Annotated in this window: 20 protein-coding genes and 1 tRNA gene; 7 read left to right on the plus strand and 14 right to left on the minus strand. The window is 36.8% G+C overall.

Translation table 11 applies throughout. The features are described from left to right. Together alr and AEQSU_RS05205 are read right to left on the minus strand one after the other, a co-directional pair. Entirely contained in the window at positions 1–1,110 is a 1,110-nt protein-coding gene (gene alr, locus AEQSU_RS05200) for an alanine racemase (protein ID WP_014781808.1), read from the minus strand. A gap of 1 nt (position 1,111) precedes the next feature. Next, positions 1,112–1,771: a thymidine kinase gene (locus AEQSU_RS05205; RefSeq protein ID WP_014781809.1), complete on the minus strand. Its 660-nt coding sequence runs from the start codon at positions 1,769–1,771 to the stop codon at positions 1,112–1,114. 164 nt (positions 1,772–1,935) lie between these two features. On the opposite strand from AEQSU_RS05205, the gene AEQSU_RS16110 reads away from it, so the two are divergent. Genes AEQSU_RS16110 through rsmI form a run of 3 tightly spaced genes read left to right on the plus strand, consistent with a single transcriptional unit; the run spans position 1,936 to position 3,771 of the window. Then, on the plus strand, positions 1,936–2,727 hold the full coding sequence (locus AEQSU_RS16110; RefSeq protein WP_014781810.1) for a hypothetical protein: 792 nt from the start codon (positions 1,936–1,938) through the stop codon (positions 2,725–2,727). Between the two features lie 12 nt (positions 2,728–2,739). Beyond that, positions 2,740–3,096 (plus strand): DoxX family protein, encoded by a 357-nt coding sequence (locus AEQSU_RS05215; protein WP_014781811.1) that lies wholly within the window; start codon positions 2,740–2,742, stop codon positions 3,094–3,096. 3 nt (positions 3,097–3,099) lie between these two features. After that, entirely contained in the window at positions 3,100–3,771 is a 672-nt protein-coding gene (rsmI, locus tag AEQSU_RS05220) for a 16S rRNA (cytidine(1402)-2'-O)-methyltransferase (RefSeq protein WP_014781812.1), read from the plus strand. Here the strand turns inward: rsmI and AEQSU_RS05225 are convergent, their stop codons facing one another. The 3 genes from AEQSU_RS05225 to AEQSU_RS05235 all read right to left on the minus strand — a co-directional run bounded on the left by AEQSU_RS05225 (position 3,772) and on the right by AEQSU_RS05235 (position 7,947). After that, positions 3,772–4,362: a carboxymuconolactone decarboxylase family protein gene (locus AEQSU_RS05225; protein ID WP_014781813.1), complete on the minus strand. Its 591-nt coding sequence runs from the start codon at positions 4,360–4,362 to the stop codon at positions 3,772–3,774. 89 nt (positions 4,363–4,451) lie between these two features. Then, the gene (locus AEQSU_RS05230; RefSeq protein WP_014781814.1) at positions 4,452–5,930 is read right to left on the minus strand and encodes a T9SS type A sorting domain-containing protein; all 1,479 of its coding nucleotides are present in this window, start codon (positions 5,928–5,930) and stop codon (positions 4,452–4,454) included. A gap of 124 nt (positions 5,931–6,054) precedes the next feature. Further along, the gene (locus AEQSU_RS05235) at positions 6,055–7,947 is read right to left on the minus strand and encodes a transthyretin-like family (protein ID WP_014781815.1); all 1,893 of its coding nucleotides are present in this window, start codon (positions 7,945–7,947) and stop codon (positions 6,055–6,057) included. A 231-nt stretch (positions 7,948–8,178) separates the two neighbouring features. On the opposite strand from AEQSU_RS05235, the gene recJ reads away from it, so the two are divergent. Next, the gene (gene recJ, locus AEQSU_RS05240; protein ID WP_014781816.1) at positions 8,179–9,870 is read left to right on the plus strand and encodes a single-stranded-DNA-specific exonuclease RecJ; all 1,692 of its coding nucleotides are present in this window, start codon (positions 8,179–8,181) and stop codon (positions 9,868–9,870) included. Positions 9,871–9,905: 35 nt separating this feature from the next. Here recJ and AEQSU_RS05245 read toward each other — a convergent pair whose 3' ends face one another. Both AEQSU_RS05245 and AEQSU_RS05250 read right to left on the minus strand, forming a co-directional pair. Next, positions 9,906–10,670: a UDP-2,3-diacylglucosamine diphosphatase gene (locus AEQSU_RS05245; RefSeq protein ID WP_014781817.1), complete on the minus strand. Its 765-nt coding sequence runs from the start codon at positions 10,668–10,670 to the stop codon at positions 9,906–9,908. A gap of 68 nt (positions 10,671–10,738) precedes the next feature. After that, positions 10,739–11,188, minus strand: a complete 450-nt coding sequence (locus tag AEQSU_RS05250) for a 6-pyruvoyl trahydropterin synthase family protein (RefSeq protein WP_042492327.1) — start codon at positions 11,186–11,188, stop codon at positions 10,739–10,741. 212 nt (positions 11,189–11,400) lie between these two features. Here AEQSU_RS05250 and AEQSU_RS05255 point away from each other — a divergent pair, with 212 nt between their 5' ends. Beyond that, a complete protein-coding gene (locus AEQSU_RS05255) occupies positions 11,401–12,036 on the plus strand; it encodes a 2OG-Fe(II) oxygenase (RefSeq protein WP_014781819.1) in 636 nt (211 codons plus the stop codon). A 14-nt stretch (positions 12,037–12,050) separates the two neighbouring features. Here AEQSU_RS05255 and AEQSU_RS05260 read toward each other — a convergent pair whose 3' ends face one another. Both AEQSU_RS05260 and AEQSU_RS05265 read right to left on the minus strand, forming a co-directional pair. Further along, complete coding sequence (locus AEQSU_RS05260) at positions 12,051–12,362, minus strand: hypothetical protein (RefSeq protein WP_014781820.1); 312 nt, start codon at positions 12,360–12,362, stop codon at positions 12,051–12,053. Between the two features lie 214 nt (positions 12,363–12,576). Continuing rightward, entirely contained in the window at positions 12,577–13,905 is a 1,329-nt protein-coding gene (locus tag AEQSU_RS05265) for an MATE family efflux transporter (protein WP_014781821.1), read from the minus strand. A 154-nt stretch (positions 13,906–14,059) separates the two neighbouring features. Between AEQSU_RS05265 and AEQSU_RS05270 the strand changes: the two genes are divergently transcribed. Continuing rightward, complete coding sequence (locus AEQSU_RS05270) at positions 14,060–14,854, plus strand: universal stress protein (protein WP_014781822.1); 795 nt, start codon at positions 14,060–14,062, stop codon at positions 14,852–14,854. Positions 14,855–14,924: 70 nt separating this feature from the next. Further along, a tRNA-Ala gene (locus AEQSU_RS05275) sits at positions 14,925–14,998 on the plus strand. Between the two features lie 30 nt (positions 14,999–15,028). On the opposite strand, the gene AEQSU_RS05280 is transcribed toward AEQSU_RS05275, so the two are convergent. The 5 genes from AEQSU_RS05280 to AEQSU_RS05300 all read right to left on the minus strand — a co-directional run bounded on the left by AEQSU_RS05280 (position 15,029) and on the right by AEQSU_RS05300 (position 24,549). Further along, the gene (locus AEQSU_RS05280; RefSeq protein ID WP_014781823.1) at positions 15,029–15,868 is read right to left on the minus strand and encodes an alpha/beta hydrolase family protein; all 840 of its coding nucleotides are present in this window, start codon (positions 15,866–15,868) and stop codon (positions 15,029–15,031) included. Continuing rightward, positions 15,868–18,594 (minus strand): PD-(D/E)XK nuclease family protein, encoded by a 2,727-nt coding sequence (locus tag AEQSU_RS05285; RefSeq protein WP_014781824.1) that lies wholly within the window; start codon positions 18,592–18,594, stop codon positions 15,868–15,870. Before AEQSU_RS05285 ends, AEQSU_RS05280 begins: the two co-directional genes overlap by 1 nt. Positions 18,595–18,668: 74 nt before the next feature. Beyond that, entirely contained in the window at positions 18,669–20,060 is a 1,392-nt protein-coding gene (locus tag AEQSU_RS05290; protein WP_014781825.1) for an OmpA family protein, read from the minus strand. 122 nt (positions 20,061–20,182) lie between these two features. Next, complete coding sequence (gene kbl / locus AEQSU_RS05295; protein ID WP_014781826.1) at positions 20,183–21,382, minus strand: glycine C-acetyltransferase; 1,200 nt, start codon at positions 21,380–21,382, stop codon at positions 20,183–20,185. Positions 21,383–21,408: 26 nt separating this feature from the next. Continuing rightward, positions 21,409–24,549 (minus strand): UvrD-helicase domain-containing protein, encoded by a 3,141-nt coding sequence (locus AEQSU_RS05300; protein WP_042491671.1) that lies wholly within the window; start codon positions 24,547–24,549, stop codon positions 21,409–21,411. Positions 24,550–24,644: the final 95 nt, after the last annotated feature.

Consider the following 24,644-nt stretch of genomic DNA (forward strand, 5'->3'; position numbering starts at 1 on the left):
TTATTTACGGCAAACCACTCGTTTTACTCGTTGTGAAATAGCGGTAATTAATTCATACGAAATAGAATTTATAGCCGCCGCTAATTCATCTGCCATTGCTGCGGGACCAAAAACGATTGCCTCATCACCTTCTTCGCAATTTATTTCCGTAACATCAACCATTATCATATCCATACAGACGTTTCCTAAAATATGGGCTTTTTTACCATTAATTGTCACCCAACCTTTGCCTTTTCCGTAAGAACGCGGAATTCCGTCTGCGTGACCAATGGGAAGCGTGGCAGAAAGAGTGGTTTTTTCAGCAATAAAACCCCGGTTGTAACCAACGCTTTCATCTTTTTGAATTGTGTGAATTTGTGAAATAACCGTTTTTAAAGTGCTAATGGGTTTTAAATGTTTATTTACTTCTGGATCATTTCCGAAGCCATAAAGTCCAATTCCTGTGCGCACCATATCAAAATGTGCTTCTGGATAATTGATGATTCCTGAAGTGTTTGCGCAATGAAGCAATGGTTTATAACCTATTTTGGCGGAAAGTTCTTCTGAAATTTTTCGAAAGGCCTTAATCTGTCCAAGCGTAAATTCCTTCAACTTTAAATCTTCACTCGCAGCAAGATGTGAAAAAGCCGATTTCACTTTTACGCTTTTGGTTTTTGAAAGGGTTTCAGCAATAAATGAAATATCACTTTCATCAAAACCCAAACGATTCAATCCCGTGTTGAATTTTAGGTGAATTGGATAATTATTTTGCTGTTTTTTTTCAGTATAAGTAATAAATTCTTCCAACATTTTCCGAGAATAGATGCTCGGTTCTAAGCAACGATCCACAATGGCATCAAAATTTACTGGAAGCGGATGAAGCACTAAAATAGGCGTTTCAATGGAAGCATTTCGCAAAGTTTCGCCTTCGCCGGTATAAGCAACCGCGAAATAATCTATCCCTAAATCTACAAGCTCCCTCGCCACAGCTACCGAATCACTTCCGTAGCCATAAGCCTTTACAACGGCCAGGACTTTAGTTTCCTTTTTTAATTTTGAAGTAATGTATTGGTAATTATTGTCTAACGCGTTAAGGTTAATCTCCAATAAAGTTTCAGTGGCTTTTGGCATACTATGCTTGTTTTCCAGTTTTTTCGGCAGCCTTTTCATTATTGATTTCTTCAGCTTCCTTTACTTCAAGCTTAACCACTTTGTCACGAAGATGTGCTTTAAAAAATGCTGCGCGGCTCAAGGGTTCATATTCTTCGGTTTCACCAAGTAAAACTAGCGCTTCACTTTTGGCTTTTCTATAGCTGTAATGAGCTAGATTGCCAGTGCGGGTGCAGATTGCGTGAACTTTTGTAACATATTCAGCAGTTGCCATTAATGCAGGCATCGGGCCAAAAGGGTTTCCTTTATAATCCATATCCAGTCCTGCAACAATAACCCGAACGCCACGATTGGCCAAATCATTACATACTTTTACGATTTCGTCATCAAAAAATTGTGCCTCGTCTATGCCAACAACATCACAGTTATCTGCCAAAATTGGAATGTTTGCCGCAGCCGGAACCGGTGTGGAACGAATTTGATTGCTATCGTGACTGGTTACTGCGTCTTCAGCATAACGCGTATCTATTGAAGGTGTGAAAATTTCTACTTTTTGACGGGCAAATTTGGCGCGTTTTAGTCTTCGGATTAGCTCTTCAGACTTTCCTGAAAACATAGAACCGCTGATTACTTCAATCCAGCCAAATTGTTCTTTCTGATTTACGGTATTTTCAAGAAACATAGTTTAATTTTACGCAAACATTTCAATATTGCTGTTTCTAAATGAATCTCTAACTGCAAGATTGCTTGTATATTTTAACAAGAAACCGAAAATAGTTGACGTTTACATCTAGGATGCGTAAATTTATAAAAACAAAATAGAAAATCCGTTTAATTTAAAAAGATATGAAGAAGAAACTCCGCGAGCAGTTAACCTTGCTTGCAAAGCAATTGATAGCAGAAGAAAAAACCTTTAAAACCGCTTCCATAAAGGGATTGGTAGGTGAGCTTTACAACAAATTAACCGTGCTTGAATATCTTGAAAATCAAATTGAAGATTCCGCCAATGATTCAAATGTTGCTTCTTTGGATTCTAAAAGTTTCCGTGAAGAAAACTGGTTTACAGAGCCAGAACCCGTTCCACAACCAGACCACAAAGAAGATCTTATTGAGCCTTTAATGGAAAAAATAAAGGATATTGTGGCACAAATGCCAGAAGAGAGCAATCGCATTGACGAACTGCTGGATGAAATGCTTCCCAATAATCCAAGACCTGAAACCAGCGAAGTGAAAGAAAAATCTGCTTCAAAATATGTGAAAAATGATTTGGAAGAATTTGCAGCAAACTATCAGCAAATGCCTGAATTTGAAAAGAAGCAAATGGAAATTTTTCCTAGATCGGTTGAAGAAAAAGAAACTACTAAAACAATAACGGAATCTCGTGCAAAATCTTTGAATGACACTGTCAACAAAGGCCTGAATATTGGTCTAAACGACCGTTTGGCCTTCATAAAACATCTTTTTGAAGGACAAGCCGAAGACTACACCCGTGTACTTTCGCAAATAAATACGATGCCAAATTATGAAGAAGCGCAAAGTTTTATAAAAGGACAAGTAAAACCCGATTATAATTATTGGCTAAACAAAGAAGAATATTCAGACCGATTTATGAATATAATTGAAAAACGATTTAATTAAAATTCACATTCTATGAACCCTCAAAAAACCATCTACTGGATAGCCACTGGGCTACTCAGCGCCCTATTTCTGTATTCTGCTTTTAATTATCTAACAGATACGGCGGTAATTGAAGGATATTATCAAGACTTTCAATATCCAACATATTTGGTGATTCCAATGGCTTTGGCAAAGATCTTAGCTATCGTCTTTATTCTTTTAAGAAAACCAAAATGGGTGATGGAATGGGCTTATGCAGGGCTATTTTTTGATATGGTTTTGGCGTGTTTTGCACATTACCACATCAGTGATCCTGGAATGACGCTTCCTTTAGTTGGAATTGTTTTGCTATTGGTTTCATATTTCTTCGGAAAAACCGTTCGACCCTAAACTATGGGAAAACTTTATCTAGTACCAACACCAATTGGCAATTTAAAAGACATGACCTTTCGCGCTGTTGAAGTGTTGAAAGAAGTAGATTTAATATTAGCTGAAGACACTCGAAACAGTGGAAAACTGCTAAAACATTTTGAAATTGGCACCCAAATGTACTCTCACCATATGCACAACGAACATAAAACGGTAGAAGGCATTGTAAAACGAATCCAAAGTGGCGAAAACATTGCTTTAATAAGCGACGCCGGAACGCCAGCCATAAGCGACCCTGGATTTTTACTTACGCGTGCCTGCGTAGAAGCCGGCATTGAAGTAGATTGTCTTCCTGGCGCTACAGCTTTTGTTCCAGCGCTCGTAAACAGTGGCTTTCCGAATGATAAATTTGTTTTTGAAGGCTTTCTTCCTGTGAAAAAAGGAAGGCAAACACGATTAGAACTTTTAGCCGAAGAAACCCGAACCATTATTTTTTATGAATCTCCACACAAACTGCTGAAAACACTTGCACAATTCGTGGAATATTTTGGTGCAGAAAGACAGGTTTCGGTTTCAAGAGAAATTACAAAGCTTCACGAAGAAACCGTTCGTGGTACTGCGGAAGAAGTTTTAAAGCATTTTGAAAACAAAGCGCCTAAAGGGGAGATTGTGGTTGTTGTGAAAGGAAAAGATTAGTTAAATATGCTTCCCTTTATTCCACCCGTGTTTCCCAAGATATTGCTCACCACTTTCCACAGCGCCTTCTTCAATAGAAGTTCCCATAGAATCGTTCCAACGGTTTAAATAGCCAAAGAGCGAAATAACGCCTAGCATTTCCACAATTTCACCTTCGTTCCAGTGTTTGTGTAGTTTTTGTTTCATTTCTTCATCCACGGCATTTGGAACTTGACTAGCTGCCAAAGAAAAATCCAAAGCTGCGCGTTCCGCTTCAGAAAAAGCTGAATGGGTTCTGTATTCCCAAATATTATCTAACTGCTCTTGCTCCGCTCCATATCGTTCCGCAGCGCGAATAGCGTGCGCTTGACAATAGCGACAACCCGTTGCATTACTACTTACCCAAGCAATCATCCGTTTTAAGGCTGAAGTAACGCGGCCTTCATTTGCCATTACGGCTTTGTTCAAATTAATAAACGCGGTGCTTATTGCAGGACGATGCTGCATTGTTAGTACGCTATTTGGGCAAAAACCGAGGGTTTCATTAAAAAATTCTGCTAATTGTTTTGTTTCGGTGTCGTGTTCGGAAGAAAGGGGTTTTACTAATGGCATTGCTTGAAATTATGTGAAATCCGAAAGTACGAAATGCCGTTAGTAATTTTTAAATTACAAGCTTCAAATTTCAAACAAACTTCAAAAAATTAATTTTTCAACAATCTAAACACACCGTTCGAGGTTTTTAGAAAATACAATCCGCTTTGAGCCGAAGACAGATCAATCTGGGTTTGCTCGCTGTCCAATTCACCTATGTCAATAGTTTTTCCAGTTATATCTGTGATTTGGTATGTTTCTTTTTCTGAAGTAAAATTGTTTTGAACTGTGAAAATTCCGTTGAAAGGGTTTGGGTAAACAGTTATGTTTTGGTTTTTAAATTCAGGTACTCCGAGTACTGTATTATTATAGCGGACAATTGCGAAATCGGAACCAAAACTTCCAGTATACCAAGGTGTAGTTCCTGCCATTATAATTTTACCGTCTGCCAATAATTGCATACTATCAAAGGATATTTCTTGGTATGTATCTTCCAAATTAAAAGAAGGATCTTCAAAGCCACCTGAAAAATATCTTGAAATAGTTACAAAAAACCATTCAAAACAATTGAAATAGGTTCCTGAAATTAGGATGCGGTTATTCTCCTGAATTACTACTTGCTCCGCCAAATAATCGGTGGATGCCAAAATTTTAACACCATTATCTCCAAAAGTTGGGTCTTTTTCTCCATTCGGTTTTAATTTTGCGTGAAAAGAGGTGTAAACATCCTGACAAATTCCATGACCTCCAGCTATGTATATGCTGCCATCACCAAAAATATCGAAGTCTGCTTTTTTTATTGGAAAATATATTGTGGGGCCAAAATTAAAGGCACTAACACCACTTGTTCCAAAATCTTGATCTAAAATATAGTCGGGCGAAAATTTTGAAATTATGACTTGGAAATTTGTCTCGGAATTCTCCACAGCTATTATGTACGTATTATTTGAATTTGTTTTTACATTTTCAACAATAAAAGAAGTAGATCCAATTTCATTTACCAGAGTACCATTTGTACCAAAACTTGTATCCAAAGTACCATTTGGAAGATATTTTTGAAAAATTATTGAGAAAGTATTGCTATCATAGGAAGAACCAGTTAAAAGGATACTATCATCATCCATTACATTAATTTTAGATAATTTCCCTATGGGTAAATTGGGTGTTAGCACACCATTTGTAGCAAAAGAAGGATCAATGGTACCATCTATAAAATATCGAATTACACCCATATTGGATGTTGAATACAATGTGCCACTAACGATAAGATTACCGTTCTGTTGAAAATTTAGTGCTAAATTAGATTGTAAGTCAGTCGTCAAAACTCCATCACTAGCAAATGAAGTATCCAAACTACCGTCTGGATTATATCGTAAAAAAGAACTTTCATCATTACCATTTACATCTGAAAGACCGCCTAAGATTAATTTTCCATCGGCTTGTTGCCTCACAACGCTCGCATAATTGGTTTTCTCAAACAAATCTTTTATTACATAACCACCATTGCCAAAAGAAGTATCCAGACTCCCATCCTGCCCAAAAGAAACAAGTGAAACTATTCCTATTAAAAAAAGTAAAAGTGTTTTCATAATCTTAAAAGTTATTGGTTATTGCGGAAAATTATCTCTACAAGTTACTAAATTATCAAACACGAAAAATGGCTGCAGAAAATTTTAAATTTCCACAGCCATTTTTTAGATATTCAAAACCTGTTTATCTACAGAATAAAATACGATCCCAGATATCGTGATGATTGTCCCTACCATTAGTAAGATTCAATCCCACTTCTAATCTAATTTCGTATGCACAAGGCTTTAAGTCGCCAAAATCTCCAAGATAACTCGCCGTGCCATAAGCTTCTTCTCCGGATACAGGATAATTGATAGCTTCAAAAGTATTTGTAGCTCCTTGTCCGGTGAATTTTATAGAAACATTTCCAAGGTTTGGATTTCCTGCAGAATATTTTACATGAATAGCATCAGTTATTTTCTTGCAACCATTTCCTGGTCCTGAAAGTTCAACCAAATCTACCATTGCAATTCCAAACTCTGAAGGATTCTGAATTTCAGAAAGCCAAGATCCACCTTTATGAACATTGTCATATCTAGTATTAAAAATGGCTAACGGAAGTGAAAAACCGCATTGAAGTTTAGAGGCATCATTACCAGCTTCTCGCTTAAACATGCGCAGTGCAAAATATTTATTTTTGTTAATTAGCGATGGTGCACTTCCAGCAACTAATGTGTTTTTATTTTCCGTGTTGCTGTACAAGTTTTCCGTTTTCAATACTATTAATGAGCCTAATAGATTAATTTCATTAATAGTTCCAGAAGGTTGTTGTGGTACTTTTATCCAATTACCATCAAATTCAACTTTTATTTCGGTTCTGCCAAAAATATCTGTATTGCCTGTTCCTCCAATTACATAGGTATCATTTTTCCAAACAGACCCTTCAATTAATCTGTCTGCAATTTTAGTTCGGGCTATATCACCTGATGTTACATCATTCCAAGCAGCTTCAGGAATTGTGCCTACCGCTATAGAGGGATCACTTACATTCGCATACTGAAATTTATATTCACTAGGCTGACTGTTCATTTTTTGGTTTAATGAACCTCTAAGTTCAACATTGCTAAAAAATGCTTTCCCGTTCCATGACGTTTCTGATTTTCCCTTGGTTCTGCCAGTAGTTGAATCGATTTCATAAATTGGGTGGTAATCTCTTTGACCTATGCTATAAAAGCCAATTGGAACACTTGGGTTTGCTCCTTCCACATTTTCTAAGCAAAGATTTACACATAAGCAATTACCCACGTTTCTTCTGCTTGGCTTATGAGCTTCATAATGGCTTTCTGCAAAAATTTGTACTCCGCCAAGGGCATATTTAAAATAGATATCTGGACCACTGCCAGAAGCAAGAAAAGGTGTTGTTTCCACATTAATGAAAGGCGACAAAAATGTTTTTTTGAAGTCTATGGAACGATAGTAAATACAGAACCTTCCGTTGGAATCTGTTACTTTGCTTCCCAAAAGATCATCTGTAATAATGTCGTCATCCATTGCAATTACTTCAATACCAGCAAGAGGAGCTTGGCTTTTGCAGTTAGTGAGTGTTCCACAGATTACCCAAATATCAAGCCTTTTCAAAATATAGCACCATATTCTTTTAAGGATAGTGTAGTTCCAACCGGCAACCAATTCATTGTCCATTTGGCGCCATTTCGGCTGAATAATATCTAATAAAACTTCAAATGGCTTAAAACTTTTAGGTTTTTTGGTGTCTTTTTGGCCGTAATCTGGTATTTCATTATAATAAAGTACAATGACAACTGAACCGCCTTCATACTTAGTTTTATTACCATCAAATGTTACTTCGTAATTTCCCGAAGCATCTGTCTTTGTTTCAGCAAGAAGTTCACTGTTTCTTTTTTTGATTTCAGTTTCTTCAAAAACCTGCGAAACTTCTTTACTTTGGGCTGCCGTAAAAGCAGTAGCCGCATTTCTTTCATCATTCAAGCCATAAAAGCGTATTGTAGTGTTCGCTATGGCGAATTCGTGCTCGTCGCAAATTGCAGATTGTAATTTGCCTTTAAATGTGTATTTCATGATTTTTCCTTTAATTAATATTCCTTTAAATAAACTATTTATTTAGGCTAAAGTAAAACATTTACTATTATTAATTAAAAATAAACAACTGATCTTTAGTGGGTTAAAACCCTTATTTTTAAATAGGGAAATATTGATCACAGTAAAAAACGTTGTCGCTTTTACAGTAACATTCATAAGTCCAATCAGAACAATTATATTATATTGTACTATAAATTGAATTCTCAAAACATGCGCTGGACCCTAAAACCAAAACCCGAACTTGAAAAAGTGAATTCACTCTCAAAAGCCTTGAAAGTTGAACCGCTTATCGCTTCACTTTTAATACAGCGCGGTGTGGAAACTTTTGAAGAAGCCGAAAAATTTTTCCGTCCAAGTCTCGACGATTTGCACGATCCTTTTCTGATGAAGGATATGGATAAAGCGGTAGAACGCATCGAAAAAGCTATCGAAAGAGGAGAAAATATTTTAGTCTATGGTGATTATGACGTAGATGGAACTACAAGCGTGGCGCTACTTTCATCCTATTTGAAAAGTCAGTATCCAAATGTTTCAACTTATATTCCAGATAGATATGATGAAGGTTATGGAGTTTCATACAAAGGAATTGATTTTGCTGAAGACAACGATTTTTCATTAATAATTGCATTGGATTGTGGTATAAAAGCAATTGAAAAAGTTGCGTATGCTTCTGAAAAAAACATCGATTTCATAATCTGCGATCACCACCGTCCGGGCAAAGAAATACCAAAAGCCATTGCGGTTCTCGATCCAAAACGTGAAGATTGCGAATATCCTTTTAAGGAATTGTGTGGCTGCGGCGTAGGCTTCAAATTGATTCAAGCTTTGGGCGAAAAGAGAGGTTTGCAAATTGAAGATTTGCTGCTTTATTTAGATTTGGTAGCCACTGCGATTGGAGCGGATATTGTTCCGATTACTGGCGAAAATAGAATTCTTGCATATTACGGATTGAAAGTAATCAATAGCAATCCACGAACGGGTTTTAAAGCAATTCTAAAACAAATAAAAAAACAAACCTTAACAATTACGGACGTTGTTTTCATTATCGCCCCACGTATCAATGCCGCCGGAAGGATGAAACACGGCAATCATGCTGTGACCTTACTTACAGAAACCGATTCTGAAAAAGCCGAAGCGTATGCTGCCGAAATTGAAACCTTTAATACAGACCGAAGAGAGGCTGACAAGCAAATTACTGAGGAAGCACTTCAACAAATAATCCAAAATAAAGAGGAAGACCGAAAAACTACAGTAGTTTATCAAGAAAACTGGCACAAAGGTGTGATTGGTATCGTGGCTTCCCGCTTGACGGAAACTTATTATCGTCCAACTTTAGTTTTTACAAAAAGTGGTGAAAAACTTGCAGCTTCTGCACGATCCGTAAAAGGATTTGATGTCTATAATGCTTTGGAAAGTTGCTCTGAACACATTGAACAATTTGGTGGGCATATGTATGCTGCGGGATTGACTTTGCTTGAAAAGGATTTCGAAAACTTCAAAAATGAATTTGAACGTGTGGTTTCAGAAACCATCGATCCACATTTATTAATTCCAGAAATAAAGATTGATGTAGAGATAGATTTAAAAGACATCACTCCAAAATTTTATAGAATTCTAAAACAATTTGCCCCTTTCGGACCAGAAAATATGACGCCAACTTTTATGACGCAAAATCTTAAAGACACTGGCTGGGGAAAATGTGTTGGTGAAGATAAAACACATCTACGAGTTGTTGTGAAACAAGGAAATTCAAATCAATTTACAGGAATTGGTTTCAGTATGGCAAATAAACAAGATATTGCTTGTGGCGAAAAACCATTCAAAGCAGCTTATTGCATTGACGAAAACGAGTGGCAAGGAAATGTGAGCTTACAACTTCGGTTGAAAGACATTAAAGAATAATTTTGTAGGCTCGAGATTTATCGCGCGCAATTCAATTACTGGTCAGTAGGAAAAGTTTTCAATTGAAAAGTATCACCATCAAAAACCCCATAAGTATAATGGTTTATCCAATCCCCGAGATTATAGTAGGTTGAATTTTCACCAACTTTTATTTCCATTGGCAAATGGCGATGGCCGAAGATGAAATAGTCAAAATGCTTAGTTTCCAGTTTTCGCTTTGAATATTGCGCAAGCCATTCCTGCTCTTCACCTAAAAATTGCTTGTCATCGTCACCAGAAATCAATTTGTTTTTAACCGAGAGATGCTGCGCCACACGCACGCCAATATCTGGATGTAACCATCGGAAAAGCCATTGAAAAAATGAATTCGTAAAAACCTTCTTCATTCTTTTATAACCTTTATCGCCTGGTCCTTTCCCATCGCCGTGACCAATAAAGAAGTGTTTGTTGTTGAACTCGAACTCCTTTGGATTGTGATATACGGGAATATTTAGTTCCTTTTCAAAATAATCGTGCATCCACAAATCGTGGTTACCTACAAAAAAGTGAATTTGAATGCCACTGTCGCGTAGTTCTGCTAGTTTTCCTAAAGTCCGCACAAATCCTTTAGGCACCACCGTTTTATATTCAAACCAAAAATCGAAAAGGTCGCCTAGCAAGAAGATAACTTCGGCATCGTGTTTAATACTGTCTAACCATTTCACAAAAATCTTTTCGCGCGGCATGCTTTCAGCCATAGTGGGTGCGCCAAGATGGTTATCGCTGGAAAAGTATATTTTTTTGCCTTGTGGAATTTGCATATTCAAAGATAGAGAAAAAGACCCTTCGTTCCGATAACTATTGGGAGCGCTCAGGGTGAAAATGTAAATTAATTATCTCCCGCAAACCACTGCGCATAGCTGCTATCGGTTTCTTGAAGTTTTAGGGAATGAAGTTGAATGTTTTTTGGCAAATGCTTCTTTATTTTTTCAGAAAAATCTATTACCATCATTTCACTGGTAGGTTGGTAATCTACCAAAAGCACACTATGTCCGCGATCGCTCAATTCCTTCGCCAATTCTACGTGAGGCGTATTTTTATTAAAAACTGTAGCGTGATCAAAAACATCTACAATTTCTTCCTTTACAATTTTTTTGAGATCGCTAAAATCAATAACCATCCCAAATTTCACGTTGGTGTTGTCTTCTATAGGCTTCCCGATTACTGTTACCGAAAGCTTGTAACTGTGTCCGTGCACGTTTCTACATTTGCCGTCATAGCCATATAGAGCGTGGCCAGTTTCAAAAGAAAAAATCTTGGTGATGCGTATCTGGTTCATAAGATAAAGTTGGGCGACAAAGATACAATTTTCTTCGCCCACGATTTGGTTTGCTGTATTTGAAAAAAAGGTGCCGTTTTCTTGATTGAAACATACCGTCCCAATGAGCAAAAGATGGCGTTCTTTTAACCCAAAGCAAGCGTGGTTTTTTTAGTTTGTTAAACAAGCCTGTTTCTAACCTATATTTGCTCACTTCCTTAAATGCCCCGACAATGACCGATGAACTATTTGAACAACTGGAATTTATTGAAAACCCCCTGTTTGAAACCATTATATCTAATTTGCTTCAGCAGCAATACAGTATTGTGAATGATTTTTTTTCTTCGGAAGAAGTAGAAGTTTTACGCAATTCGTTGCTTGCGAAATACGAAGCAGACCGTTTCAAAAAATCTGCCATCGGCAACCGAACAAATGAAGAAGTAGATAAAACCATACGTGGTGATTTTATTCTTTGGATGGACGAAAACAACGCAAATGAAGCTGAATTGATTTTCTTCAAAAAAATAAGTGAATTGGTTACTTACTTAAACAGCACGTGTTTTTTAGGAATTCTTCATAAAGAATTTCATTATGCCATTTACCCAACTGGAACGTTTTACAAGCGTCATTTAGATACTTTTCAGAATGACGATCGCCGAAAACTTTCTATTGTTTGCTATTTAAACGAAGAAAACTGGCTATGCGAAAACGGCGGCGAACTAACCATTTATACCGATAAAGACGCGATCAATATTTTACCACTTCCAGGACGATTGGTTATTTTTGAAAGCCAAATTTTGGAACACGAAGTGAAAGCTGTAAAGGCTTCAGAACGCATGAGCATTACGGGTTGGCTGAAAACACGTTAACTAGTTTCTAAAAACTACAGATAAATTTTATGGTCGTGACAATATTTGGCAATATAATCCTGAAGATTTTCCACAGCATTTTTGAAGTTTACACTTTCACTTTCGCCAAAACGTTCCGCTTCCAGATCGCGTTTTAGTTCCATTGAAGTACTTTCACGGATTTCGCGCAGTAGGATTTTTAGATACTTCTCCTTACTCATTTCTGAAACTTGTTGCAAATCTATCAGTGCATCGCAGACTACTTCATATTCTGAAACAAGTTCCTTAACCGAAGGATTTTCCTGTAATTCAGGATTATTCTTGAAGATTTCTAAAAGTGTTTTCACAACAATTCATTTTTGAAAAGAAGCAATTCCGAAGAAACTACTTCTTCTTCATTTTTTGATAAACTACTACTGCGATAACCAAAACCGCCAATATTAAAAACAGGCCAGGGCCGCCGATAAATTTTAACCAATCCATAATTAGGTGTTCAGTGTTCAGTGTTCAGTGTTCAGTGTTCAGTGTTCAGTGTTCAGTGTTCAGTGTTCAGTAAAAGTATTAATTTTCTATGAGCGGAATGTATTTTCTTCGGAATTTAATCATAAGTGCAACCGCTCGGTAGGCTACCCAAACAATGAGCGCAGCCCAAATTCCCTTCAAACCCCAATCCATATATTTTGAAAAATAAAGCACCGGAATAAAGCCGAAAATAGTTGCGCCCAAAAGCACGTTTCGAAGATAACTCATTTCGCCTAAACCTTTAAAAATAGAGTCCAATGTGAAAGCAAGGGCATTAAAAGGCAAACAAATAAGCACCATAAAAAACATGCCGTAGAAGATAGAGAGCACCATTTCATCTTTATTGAAGAGAATTCCCAAAGGTTTATAAAGCAGCAATCCAATTAAAACTAAAAGTGCGGCGACGCCTAAATTATATAGATTCACTTTCTTAGTGAGTTTCCACAGCGCACTGTAATTGCGCTCGCCCAATAATTTTCCACCAAGAATATTTCCGGCAGCACCGTAACCATCAATAAAAAAGGCGGTAAAAATCCAGATATTGAAAGCAATTGTGTGTGCGGCGATGTATTCTTTTCCTAAATCCGCTGCTTCACGAGTTGCTAGTATTAATGCGGTGTTTAAAGCCAAGGAGCGTAGAAATAGATTAAAACTCATATTTACCAATCGTCCAATTTCGGGATGTAATGGGAATTTCAGTTTTAGGGAGATGTCAGTTTTTTTCAAAAGAAAAACCAGAGCCAGCAAAGCCATAACAGCTTGCGAGATAAGACTAGCCCATGCGGCGCCCTTAATTCCCATTGGTAATATATAGCCTTCAATTCCGTAGACCAAAGCAAAATCGAGTCCAATATTTAATGCGGCGCCAATAGCTGCGATAATCATGGGCCAAAAAGTATTTTGAAGCCCTCGAAAAAGTCCAAAAACCGCAAATGTGAAAAGTGTAAGCGGAAAACCCCAGACGCGAATGTTGTAATAATCTATGCTAAAAGAAAGAATCATCCCTTCCGCATTGAGTAGTTTAAAGATTTCTTCAACAAAAAAATAAGTTGAAAACAGCAGGATAATGCTCAACACTATATTGAAATAGATTGCCTGTGCTGGAAAATTATTGAGTTGGCTAATTTTTCCAGCACCTAAGTTTTGCGAAACAATGGCCGAAATGGCGCTACGTGTTTGCCCCAAAATCCAAATCAGCGCCGAAAGAAATGCACCAACAATGCCTACCGCTGCAAGTGATTCAATTCCAAATTCCTTAATATTTCCTACAACTGCCGCATCGGTCGCGGATAGTACGGGCTCTGCTATTCCTGAGATTATGGCTGGAATGGCGAGTTGCTGGATTCGTTTAAATGAAATGTCGGTCATTAACTTTTTGAAAGAACAAAACTACGGAAAAAGCAAAAAGACATTAGACTGGAATGATCTTTAATATTTGAAATTCACCTGAAATGTTAAAGAATTGTGGAAAGAACGATAATTAAGGTTAATTTTGTACTCAAATAAATAGAAGTTTAAGACTATGAAAAATATTTTGGTGCCCGTTGGGTCTTCGGAAAATTCGGCAAGTAACTTACAGTACGCCATTGATTTGGCCAGAGAAATATCTGCCAATGTTTTTGTGGTTTCTGTTTTTCAGGAATTATCAAAAGTGGGCGGACTTTCAAAAGTGAATACCATTTTAAAGGAAGATTCTGAAAATAGGCTGGAAGAGGTTTTAGCTATGGTTGACAAAAAGGGAGTTTCCGTAGTTGCTCATCCTATAAAAGGTGAAGTTTTAGAAGGCATAAACCGAATTAATAAACAAATTCCAATTGATTTGATGGTGCTTCCACCACGAAGCAATTCTATTAAGGAAGAAGTTTATCTTGGAAAAACTTCAGGTAAATTAGTGAAACAAACCAATATTCCTATTCTTGTGGTTCCTGAAGGAGCAAAATTTCAAGCGCCAAAAACGATGTTGATGGCTTTTAAAAATGGAACTTTTGAGCACGATGAATTGCTGGAAGCTTTGCGTCAGTTCAAAAGTAGTTTCGGAACCGAAGTTCACATACTTCACGTTGAAACTCCAGAAACCACGCCAGAAATGATGGAAGTGACCGAAAACTTAAAAAGTTTACAAACCTCTTACGCACAGGTTGAAGCTGCAACCACATTTCAGGCAGTAATAGAACATTTTCAGCATTTTCACCCAGACATGCTTTGTGTTATTAGAAGAAAACGTGGTTTCTTTAAAAGACTTTGGGAGAAGAACGAGATTCATAAACGCGAATTTCACACTAGTAAACCGTTATTAGTGCTTCCCGTACAGGAATAAAATTCATTTTGGAAAATTCCATGTTGCCAAATAAAAAAAATTAGTATTTTCGCACTCTAAATAATCCCTTGGGGGATTAGCTCAGCTGGCTAGAGCGCTTGCCTGGCAGGCAAGAGGTCACCGGTTCGACTCCGGTATTCTCCACAAAAACCATCGATTTTACGATGGTTTTTTTTATTTCAGAAAGTCAATTGTAGCTGCAACCGTCTCTTCAAGAAGTTTTGGTAAGTTATTTTCTTCCCAAGGATGTTTTGCATTAAAAACGTGGTCTGCACCATCAATAATTTTCAACTCGCTTTTTGAATTCCACGAATGGATTGCTTTGCCTTCTTTTAATGAAACGGTTGGATCTTCACTTCCATGAACGATAAGTTGCGAAATTTTTAAGTTTTTTACGGCTCGGCTAATTGTAAACCGATCTTCATTTTCCTTAAAATCTAAATAGAATTGAAAATTGTGCGGTAACATTTGCTTCGTGCGGCTGTTTTCAACGTGTGTAACGCCTGTTTCTTTCCAAGTGTTAAATGAGTCAGTTCCCTCTTGAAATCTTGCTCTAAAATCGCTTACACTGGCCCAGGTAATCACTTTTTGAATTCGTTTGTCTTCTTCAGCTTTAATTAGAACGATTCCACCACCACGACTGTGACCAATTAAGAAAATTGTTGAAATTTTCTTAGGCAGATTATTGTTTCCTTTTTCAATTTCATTTAGAATTCTATCAAGATCATCAAGTTCTAAACTGAAATTATTTTCCGCAAAAGCTTCCAAATCTGGAAAATCTATGGGTTCTTTTACAGTTCCTCCGTTATGTGAAAAATTAAATTTCAAAAAGCAAAAACCAGCTTTGGCAAAGGCTTCGGCCACTAAATGCCAAGCGCCCCAATCTTTGAACCCCTTGTAGCCGTGACAAAAAATTACAACGGGTTGCGGCTGTTCAGTTTCGTTATAATAGACATCATAAAGGATTGGCTTTTTATTATCGGAAGTGAGAATTTCGTTTTTTCTAATTATCATTACGCTATTTCTTTTTCAATGAATGGAATGTTTGGGTCGCAAATTTCGAGAATTAATTTCTTTAATTCCACCGTAAACGTTTCTAAAGTAACTGAGGTTATTTGTTGATCTCTTTTACTATATGCGGATGTTTTCGTGCCAAATTTGAGAAAACCACTTCCTAAATTTTTAAACGAAATAATCCCAGCTTCAGCATTGTTTATAGGAATTTCTCCGTTCATCATCAAAGCATAAGCTAGAACCTGAAAAGCTTTGCTGAATTTGTAATCTTGAGTTAATTCTTCCCATTCTATTAATTCAACATCACCTTGATTTACCGAACCCGTTTTATAATCAATGATGCGAAGTTGGCCATTATATTCATCAACTCTATCAACTTTTCCGTGGATTTTTACAGGAAAATCCAACTCTTGAATTGGAACATCAAAAGTGAGATTGGTTTCAATTTTAATTATTTTGATATCATTTCCTGCTTCAACATCCGCAATTTCCCTATCGAGAAAGTTGGAAATGTAACGCTTCGCCACTTCAAAAATAATTAGGTTTTTACCTTTGTTAAAAGTTCCGCCTTTGAAGGTTATTTTAAATTGTTTAGTTACTTCATCGTGTATTTCAACTTTCATATCCTTTAAGTTTTGGATGGATAAAAGAGTTCCTTCCAAAGGCACGTAAAAAGTTTCCAGCGTATCGTGAACAATGGTTCCTAATGTATTTGCTGCGACGGTTTCCTCTACTTCTTCAAATTGGTTTAACCTCAAAATTTTCTGAAAGTAAAAATCTAATGGATTACGAATATAACTCGTCAATGCAGAAGGTGAAAAGCCTTTTTCGGCAATTTCACGAATGCGCTGCATAACTGCTCCCGTTTTTTCAATTTGTTTTAAACCTTGTGCTTTTATCTGAACTTTTGGTGAAAGAATACGTTTCTCTATAATATGGTTTGGTTGTTTATCAATTTCCAATTGTCTGATAAACCGGCTTTTTTCGCCTGTGTTTATACCTTCTGAGTGACTGTTGTAAAGAAGTATAACGTTGTTTGCGCGTTGCAATAACCTATAAAAGTGATAGGTATAAATGGCGTCTTTTTCAGTATATAGTGGAAGTTTGAAGTGTTGTTTTAAATCATAAGTAATAAAGGAAGCATTGGACTTGCCTGAAGGAAAAATACCTTCATTGACGGATGTGATTATTACATTTTCAAAATCAAGAACACGAGTTTCCAAAACTCCCATCAGTTGTAGACCGCTGTAGGCGTCGCCTTCAAAATCTAACGAGGTAGTTGAAGTTAATTCTGCAAAAAGAGTACCTACACTTTTGATGGATTGCAGATATGGATACTTCTGATCCAGCGCTTCTATTTTACTGAAAACCTTATTCAGCTGATGTAGTACGGCGCTTTCAACAGAACTGGATTTATGCTTTTTAAGAAGTACCTCAAGAATTTTCAGCGACGTTTCAATTGCAGTTTTACTATTATCCTTCCAATCTTCAAAAAGAAGCAAAAGCATACTATTTTCAGAGTTATCCGAAAGTGCTGTTAAGTCCTTTGAAGAGATATGTGTAATGTTTCCTCGAGTTAAACTAAGTGAAACTTCACTTGTATTGGGCACTAATTTGGTTCCCAAAGGATGATTTAAAACTGAAAGAATGTCCTTATAATAGAAGGTTTCCGTACTTTGAAGATGAATGGCAAAAAGCAATTCAAAAAACACAACAGCTGGAAAATTCTTTAATGAAACTCCCATTGTAATATTCAAGCTTTTTACGTTTTCTGGTAAAGAATAGATTAATGGAACCAGCAGATTTTCATCGCCCAAGACGATTGCGGTTTTACTAATTTCTTCCTCGGAAAGAGATGCGAGAAGCTCGCCCACATATTTTGCTTGTCCTACATTCTTTTGAACCTCAACAAACTGAAAGTTTTTAGGCTTTTCAAAATTTTCTGAAATGAATTTAGGTTTTTCGTTTTGAAAATAGTTCCATTCTGCGATGTACTTTCTTATGAAATAGGACGCACTGTGTTTTGTGTCTTCATAAAAAGATAGGTCAGTATCCCAATAAACCTTTGTGCCTCCAGTTTCAAGTAGTTCCTGAATTATGTGTTGCTCGGCTGTATTTAAGGCGTTAAAACCTATAAAAATATGCTTTTTATTTTTTTCAGAAGTAATATAATGTTCAAGGTTTGAAGCCGCTTCACGGTAAACCATTCCCTGATAGCCAATATTCTCGTTTAGCAGTAAGGTTTGTATATTTTCATAAAATGATGGCAAACTTTCCCAAAACTTAAGGTAGTTATTGATTAGCTCTGTCTTTTCATCTTTTACGCCCCAGCGTTCCAGAGTTTTGATATTGGCCAAATAGCTGAAAAATGGTTTGGGTTCAACCAGATATCTATCAATTTCATTAAAATCATTGAGTAAGGTCGTTGCCCAAGTGGAATAGGTTTCAAAATCATCTTTAGCAATGATTGCAGCAGTTTTTAAATAGGCCTCATAGCTTTTGAAGAGTAACTCTGTGTTATCTATTATTTTGAGATTGGAAAGCTCTTCTACCAATTCCTCAATACTACAAATTATTGGGGCAAATTGTGTTTTTGAACTTTCCTTCTTTAATTCATTCATAAGAAAACCACCAGCTCTTTTACTAGGCAGCACGAATGTAATTTCAGAAAGATCTGAGAAGGATTTTTTAATATCGGCGAGGGTTTCTTGAATGAATGTTACCATAGCCTAAAAATAAGAAACGCCTCCGAAAATCGGAGGCGTTTCAAAAATATTTATTTAAAACTTATCTGTTGGAATTATTTCACTAATGAAATTTCAACACGACGGTTTTGTTGTCTTCCAGCTGCAGTATTGTTTGTTGCAATTGGTCTTTCTTCACCAAAACCTTCTGAAGTCAATCTTGAAGACTCCATACCGATTGTTGTTAGGTAATCTCTTACAGAAGCAGCTCTTTCCTTAGAAAGCTTCATATTGTAAGCATCACTACCACGGCTATCAGTATGTCCTTCCACCAAGAAGTTGGCGTTAGGATATTCTTTCATTATGTCTGCAATACTTTGAAGTGCAGAATAAGATTCTTTTCTAATAGTTGCTTTGTCATAATCAAACAAGATAGTTTTAGAGTATTCGTTCAATTGCTTGATGATTTCTACAGAAACTTCTGGACAACCTTTGTTGGCTACAGTACCAGCAACATCTGGACACTGATCATCTTTGTCAAGAACGCCATCACCATCTCTGTCTTTGTAAGGACAACCATTGTTGGCTTTTGGACCAGCTTCGTTTGGACAAGCATCATCTTTATCAGCGATACCATCACCGTCAGCATCTGGACATCCGTTAAGAGCAGCTAAACCAGCTACAGTAGGACATTCATCTTGTGGATCAGCGATACCGTCACCATCTGTATCAGGACAACCGTTAAATTCAGCAAGACCTGGAGTGTTAGGACAAGCATCGTTTCTATCTTCGATGCCATCACCATCTGTATCAGGACAACCGTTGAATTCGGCTAAACCTGGAGTTTCTGGACATTCGTCATCTTTATCGTAGATTCCGTCACCGTCAGTATCTTTTCCACCAAATTGGAATACGATACCCGCAGAGTGTTGGAAGTGAGTAATTCCATAAGAATCCTCAAATGCATGCTTGTAAGTTGATTGTAGGTTAAGAGCAATATTGTCAGTAAACCAAAATTTAACTCCAGCAAGTGCGTTAGCAGTACCAAAGCCGATATCATCTACCCAAGTGTAACCACCACCAACTCCAATAGAAGGATCAAACCATCCACCAGGACCGTTTAATGCATTTCTGAAGCTGTATTTAATTTCACCATCAGCACCGTAGTAGCTAAGGTCGTTAACAGCAACATCACCTAATTTGTCAATTCGGTTGATAGAACCTGCTGCAGTAAATACAAATCCGCTACCAATATATCTGCTTATAGCAAGTCTAGATACTGATGGCAAGATGTTCCAGTGGTCATTTGCGTTAAAATACTCGTCAAAGATATCTCCTCTTGAAGCAGCGGAGACACGTAATTGATCCTCATTAAGACCAGCTGGGTAAACGTCAACAGCGTTTGCACCAACTTCAACAGCCCAAGGATTGTTTTCGTCTTGCGCGTTTGCCACACCTACTCCTAAGAATAAAATGGCAACAACTAATAATCTGTTAAGATGTTTCATATTCGATTGTTTAATTTTTAAGTGTTAATTAAAGGCAAAAGTAAGTTGTTAAATATTATAAACAAAAGCAAATCTAATAAAATTTTCCTAAAGTGGGTGCTATTGATACGGAAATAAAGGATTTATTGATTAATAACCTCCAATTTTTTTCCAATCTTAATAAAGGCGTTTATAGCCTTGTCTAAATGCTCCTTAGTGTGGGCTGCGGAAAGCTGCACACGAATCCGCGCCTTTCCTTTCGGAACCACTGGAAAAAAGAAGCCGATTACATATATTCCTTCCTCTAATAACATATTTGCCATTTCTTGCGAAAGCTTGGCATCGTAGAGCATTACAGGAACTATGGCGGAATCTCCGTCTATAATATCAAATCCCGCTGCTTTCATTCCTTTTTTGAAGTAAGCTGTGTTTTCTTGAAGTTTATCTCTTAGCGTAGTATCGTCTGAAAGCATTTCAAAAACCTTAATTGAAGCACCAACTATTGCAGGCGCCAAAGAGTTTGAAAATAAATACGGTCGGGAACGTTGACGCAACAACTCAATAATTTCTTTTTTTCCCGTGGTATAGCCGCCCATTGCACCTCCCATTGCCTTTCCTAGAGTTCCTGTTATAATGTCTATACGGCCCATAACATCTTTTTCTTCCAAAGTGCCTCGTCCTGTTTCCCCGATGAAACCTGTAGCGTGACATTCGTCTATCATGACCATTGCGTCATATTTATCTGCTAAATCACAAATTTTATCAAGTGGCGCTACCAAACCGTCCATAGAAAATACACCGTCTGTAACTATAATTTTAAATCGGGTGCCTTTTTTATTAGCAGCTATAAGCTGCTTTTCCAAATCTTCCATATTGCTATTTTCATAGCGATAGCGCGCTGCTTTACACAAACGCACTCCATCAATAATCGAAGCGTGATTTAAGGAATCTGAAATAATTGCATCTTCTTCGCCTAATAAAGGTTCAAAAACACCTCCATTGGCATCAAAAGCGGCTGCATAGAGAATAGTATCTTCGGTTCCGTAAAAATCGGCAATTTTTTGCTCCAATGTTTTATGAATATCCTGTGTTCCGCAAATAAATCGGACAGACGACATACCAAAGCCATGGGTATCCATTGCGTCTTTGGCGGCTTGAATTACTTCTTTATTAGCAGAAAGCCCTAAATAGTTGTTTGCACAAAAGTTTAAAACTTTTTGACCTGTAGAAATCGTGATTTCGGCACCCTGCGGTGAGGTAATAATGCGCTCTGTTTTATAAAGTCCATTATCCTTTATATCTTCGAGTTCCTTTTGTAGATGTTCCTTTATTTTTCCGTACATAGTTGTCTTTTTAAGAAGCGTCAAAATTAAACTTTATTTATTACTATTTCGCCCTCTTTGCTATAGATAAGCATTTTTTCTGAAACTATAAAACCCATATCTTCCAAGGCATTTGCATAATCCATCAACTGATCGCTATGCCAAATATTATGACCTCCTGTTTTATAATCAATGATAACCACAGTATTTTCTGAATTACTGTTTATTCTATCTGGCCGTAAAACTGATCCATTTTTTGTGATGATGCTCCGTTCATTATAAACCTTGTCAGTGCCATCAAACAACTTTTTCAGTTCTGGATGACTAATGATTTGATTGACCGTTTTTCTTAAAATTTCATATTCTTCCTTCGGAATAATTGCCCGTGCTTCCAATTCCATCAAAATGTTTTCAGCATCGGCTTCCTTATAAATTTGAGCCATGGTTTCGTGAAGTAGATTTCCTGCCGTAATTGCAGCGAAAGTATCTTCCTCAAGATAAATTTCTTCTGAAGAAACTATTTTAAGGCCGTGCTTTTTTGGATTGCTAGATACATATATAGGTATAGTTTGCGGCACAACTTCCTTTTCTTTTGAAATCTTCTTTAAATCCTTCCCGAATTCATAGACCATTTGGTCGTTATTCCACTTTCCTTTATGTTTCAAAAATTCCATGAAAAGATGATTGTAGGTTGAAGGAGTTCCGTCTTTCGGTTCGGTTGGCATTTCTGCAAAAACGTAGAGTTTTTCAACCGCGCGGGTTAAAGTAACGTACAATAAATTAAGAGCATCCAACTCCAATTGGCTCCGGTGGTCATTGTGCATTTTTTCGCCGACTTCACTGTAATTTGCAATTTCTGATTTAAAATTTACTTGGGCTTCTTTAAAAGTGAAGTCTTCATTTTCCAAAGGATACCAAAGTTTGTCATACCTACCATCGAACAATTGAATATCTGCAAACGGAAAAATCACTGCCGGAAATTCCAAGCCCTTCGCTTTGTGAATGGTCATCAACTGAACGGCGTTCGTGCCTTCGCTTGCGGGAATGGAGGCGCTTTCCTTTTTTGTTTCCCAATGGTCTAAGAATGAAATTTTATCTGCTTGTGGTTTTTGTTCAAATTCATAAACTAAATCCATAAAACCGAAAAGATAAGCGTCTGCAAACTCAGCAATTTTAAATTTTTCAATACAATATTCAAAAGCTTCATAAAGTGAAACGGAACGCATTTCTGCAAAGACGAAATCGACGTCATATTCCTTTAAATTTTCACTGAATTTTGCTTCAGAAATATTTAGAAATTTTATGAAGAATGTGTGCTTTTCTTCTGAAATATTTAAATGGTCGTGAAGCAAATCCAACAGCTGAATTTTGGCTTCGTCATTATTTGGGTACAAACAGACCTGAAGTGAAAATACCAGAATTTGGACCAAAGCGGAAGAGTGAAGCAGCAAGGTTTCCGAAGAAATTACAGGAACGCCTAGTTCCATTAAAAAAGCGCCAAGCGCTATTCCATCTGCCTTTTTTCTAGTTAAAATACAAATATCACTTTCTGAAAAACCGTTGTTTTTTACACTTTTAATTGTTTCGTAAACTAGATTCGCATAGACTTCGTCATTTTCAGTTTTTTTCTGTTTTTCGATGAATACAAATTTTATATAGCCATCTTTTTTAGCGTTGCTATTTTGCTTGTTACCATCTTCATATAATTTTGTATGGCCTTCATTTGCAAAATAAGTAGAAACAAAAGTGAAAAAATCATTGTTGAAGTTGACGATTTCTTCACAACTTCTATAATTGGTAGCTAAAGGAAATAGCTCTTTTTCACGCTGAAAAGGATTGCCTGTTCCATACAAATCCATAAACTGTTCCGGCAAACCGCCGCGCCAACGATAGATGGATTGTTTGGCATCGCCTACCAACAAAAGGCTTCCGGATTCTGGATCAATTTCCTGCGATAGAGCGTTATCAATTAACGGAATCAAGTTTTCCCACTGTAACTTTGAAGTATCCTGAAATTCATCAATAAAAAAGTGACGGTATTTTTCGCCCAAACGTTCGTAAATGAACGGAGCTGGCTGATTTTTTATTTCTTTGTTTATAAGTGAATTGAATTCTGAAATTGGCAAGATGTTCTTCTCTTCTTTTATGGTTTCAATTTCGTGATTTACCAAGTTTATTACTGAAAGCGGCGTTATGTTTTTTAAAATAGAATCGTAAAGGCTGAATTTATTTACTTTCTCCTTTATTTCAATATAATTTGAAAACAGCTTTGGTATTAAACCATCAATCGTTTCTATAATAAACGCGTCTTCTTTTACTTTATAAAGTCCTTTTCCTTCTTCTAGATTTTCTCGAAGTTTGTTTCCATAAGCATCATAATTACCAGCTTTAATTTTTAAGAAATGGTTTGGCAATGTGCTTCTCATAAAATCTGAATGTTGCAAACCAGCTTCATCAATAAGTTGAAGCGTTTGTGAAGCAATGTTTTCAATATCCTCAGAAAATTTCTTCTTTTTAAGCAGCAACTGCTTTTTGAATTCTAGGAAATCTTGAAGCGATTTCTCTTTTAAAACTGAAACGTGGTCTGAGTCATTTTCGTTGTAAAGCAATTTGGCAGCATTGGCAATGTCTCGAGAAATATCCCAAGATTTATCATCATCCGTTTTATCTAAAGCAAAATCCAGCAGTACTTTGGTTATTTCCTTGTTTTCGCCCGCTTTGCTTAACAATAAATCCACGGCTTCCGCTAATAATTCTGGAGTATCTAGAGTTACTTCAAAATTAGTTGCCAGTTTTAAATCCCGCGCAAAGGTGCGGATGAGGCGATGATTGAATCTATCGATGGTTTCGACGCTGAATGCCGCATAATTATGAAGTAAATTTTTTAGAATTTTTTTGGAGCGCTTTTGAATTTCTTCAATGCTCATGGTGGTTTCTTTGGCGATATCGAGCATCATTGATAAGGGCTCGGCCACACTTTTTTCTTCTGAAAAATTGACCAAGGTTTCCACGATACGTTGCTTCATTTCGGCAACTGCTTTGTTGGTAAACGTAATTGCCAAAAGATGTTTGAAATAATCGTCTTGTTTTGAAGACAGGATTTGTTTCAAATATTCTTTAACCAGCGTATAGGTTTTCCCGCTTCCAGCTGCGGCATTATATATTGAAATGGAGGATTGATTTTCCAAGGAATAGACATTTTGCACTAAATTACTGCTTTTATGGCTTTAGAATCAAATAAATCTATGATTGCATAGTAAATCTTATAAAAGCTATAACAGTT

Source organism: Aequorivita sublithincola DSM 14238 (genome assembly GCF_000265385.1).
GTDB lineage: Bacteria > Bacteroidota > Bacteroidia > Flavobacteriales > Flavobacteriaceae > Aequorivita > Aequorivita sublithincola.

Bases quoted from the DNA above. Each gene is read 5' to 3' on its own strand.
- alr (WP_014781808.1), bottom strand. From the start codon at position 1,110: ATGCCAAAAGCCACTGAAACTTTATTGGAGATTAACCTTAACGCGTTA.
- AEQSU_RS05205 (WP_014781809.1), bottom strand. From the start codon at position 1,771: ATGTTTCTTGAAAATACCGTAAATCAGAAAGAACAATTTGGCTGGATT.
- AEQSU_RS16110 (WP_014781810.1), top strand. From the start codon at position 1,936: ATGAAGAAGAAACTCCGCGAGCAGTTAACCTTGCTTGCAAAGCAATTG.
- AEQSU_RS05215 (WP_014781811.1), top strand. From the start codon at position 2,740: ATGAACCCTCAAAAAACCATCTACTGGATAGCCACTGGGCTACTCAGC.
- rsmI (WP_014781812.1), top strand. From the start codon at position 3,100: ATGGGAAAACTTTATCTAGTACCAACACCAATTGGCAATTTAAAAGAC.
- AEQSU_RS05225 (WP_014781813.1), bottom strand. From the start codon at position 4,362: ATGCCATTAGTAAAACCCCTTTCTTCCGAACACGACACCGAAACAAAA.
- AEQSU_RS05230 (WP_014781814.1), bottom strand. From the start codon at position 5,930: ATGAAAACACTTTTACTTTTTTTAATAGGAATAGTTTCACTTGTTTCT.
- AEQSU_RS05235 (WP_014781815.1), bottom strand. From the start codon at position 7,947: ATGAAATACACATTTAAAGGCAAATTACAATCTGCAATTTGCGACGAG.
- recJ (WP_014781816.1), top strand. From the start codon at position 8,179: ATGCGCTGGACCCTAAAACCAAAACCCGAACTTGAAAAAGTGAATTCA.
- AEQSU_RS05245 (WP_014781817.1), bottom strand. From the start codon at position 10,670: ATGCAAATTCCACAAGGCAAAAAAATATACTTTTCCAGCGATAACCAT.
- AEQSU_RS05250 (WP_042492327.1), bottom strand. From the start codon at position 11,188: ATGAACCAGATACGCATCACCAAGATTTTTTCTTTTGAAACTGGCCAC.
- AEQSU_RS05255 (WP_014781819.1), top strand. From the start codon at position 11,401: ATGACCGATGAACTATTTGAACAACTGGAATTTATTGAAAACCCCCTG.
- AEQSU_RS05265 (WP_014781821.1), bottom strand. From the start codon at position 13,905: ATGACCGACATTTCATTTAAACGAATCCAGCAACTCGCCATTCCAGCC.
- AEQSU_RS05270 (WP_014781822.1), top strand. From the start codon at position 14,060: ATGAAAAATATTTTGGTGCCCGTTGGGTCTTCGGAAAATTCGGCAAGT.
- AEQSU_RS05280 (WP_014781823.1), bottom strand. From the start codon at position 15,868: ATGATAATTAGAAAAAACGAAATTCTCACTTCCGATAATAAAAAGCCA.
- AEQSU_RS05285 (WP_014781824.1), bottom strand. From the start codon at position 18,594: ATGGTAACATTCATTCAAGAAACCCTCGCCGATATTAAAAAATCCTTC.
- AEQSU_RS05290 (WP_014781825.1), bottom strand. From the start codon at position 20,060: ATGAAACATCTTAACAGATTATTAGTTGTTGCCATTTTATTCTTAGGA.
- kbl (WP_014781826.1), bottom strand. From the start codon at position 21,382: ATGTACGGAAAAATAAAGGAACATCTACAAAAGGAACTCGAAGATATA.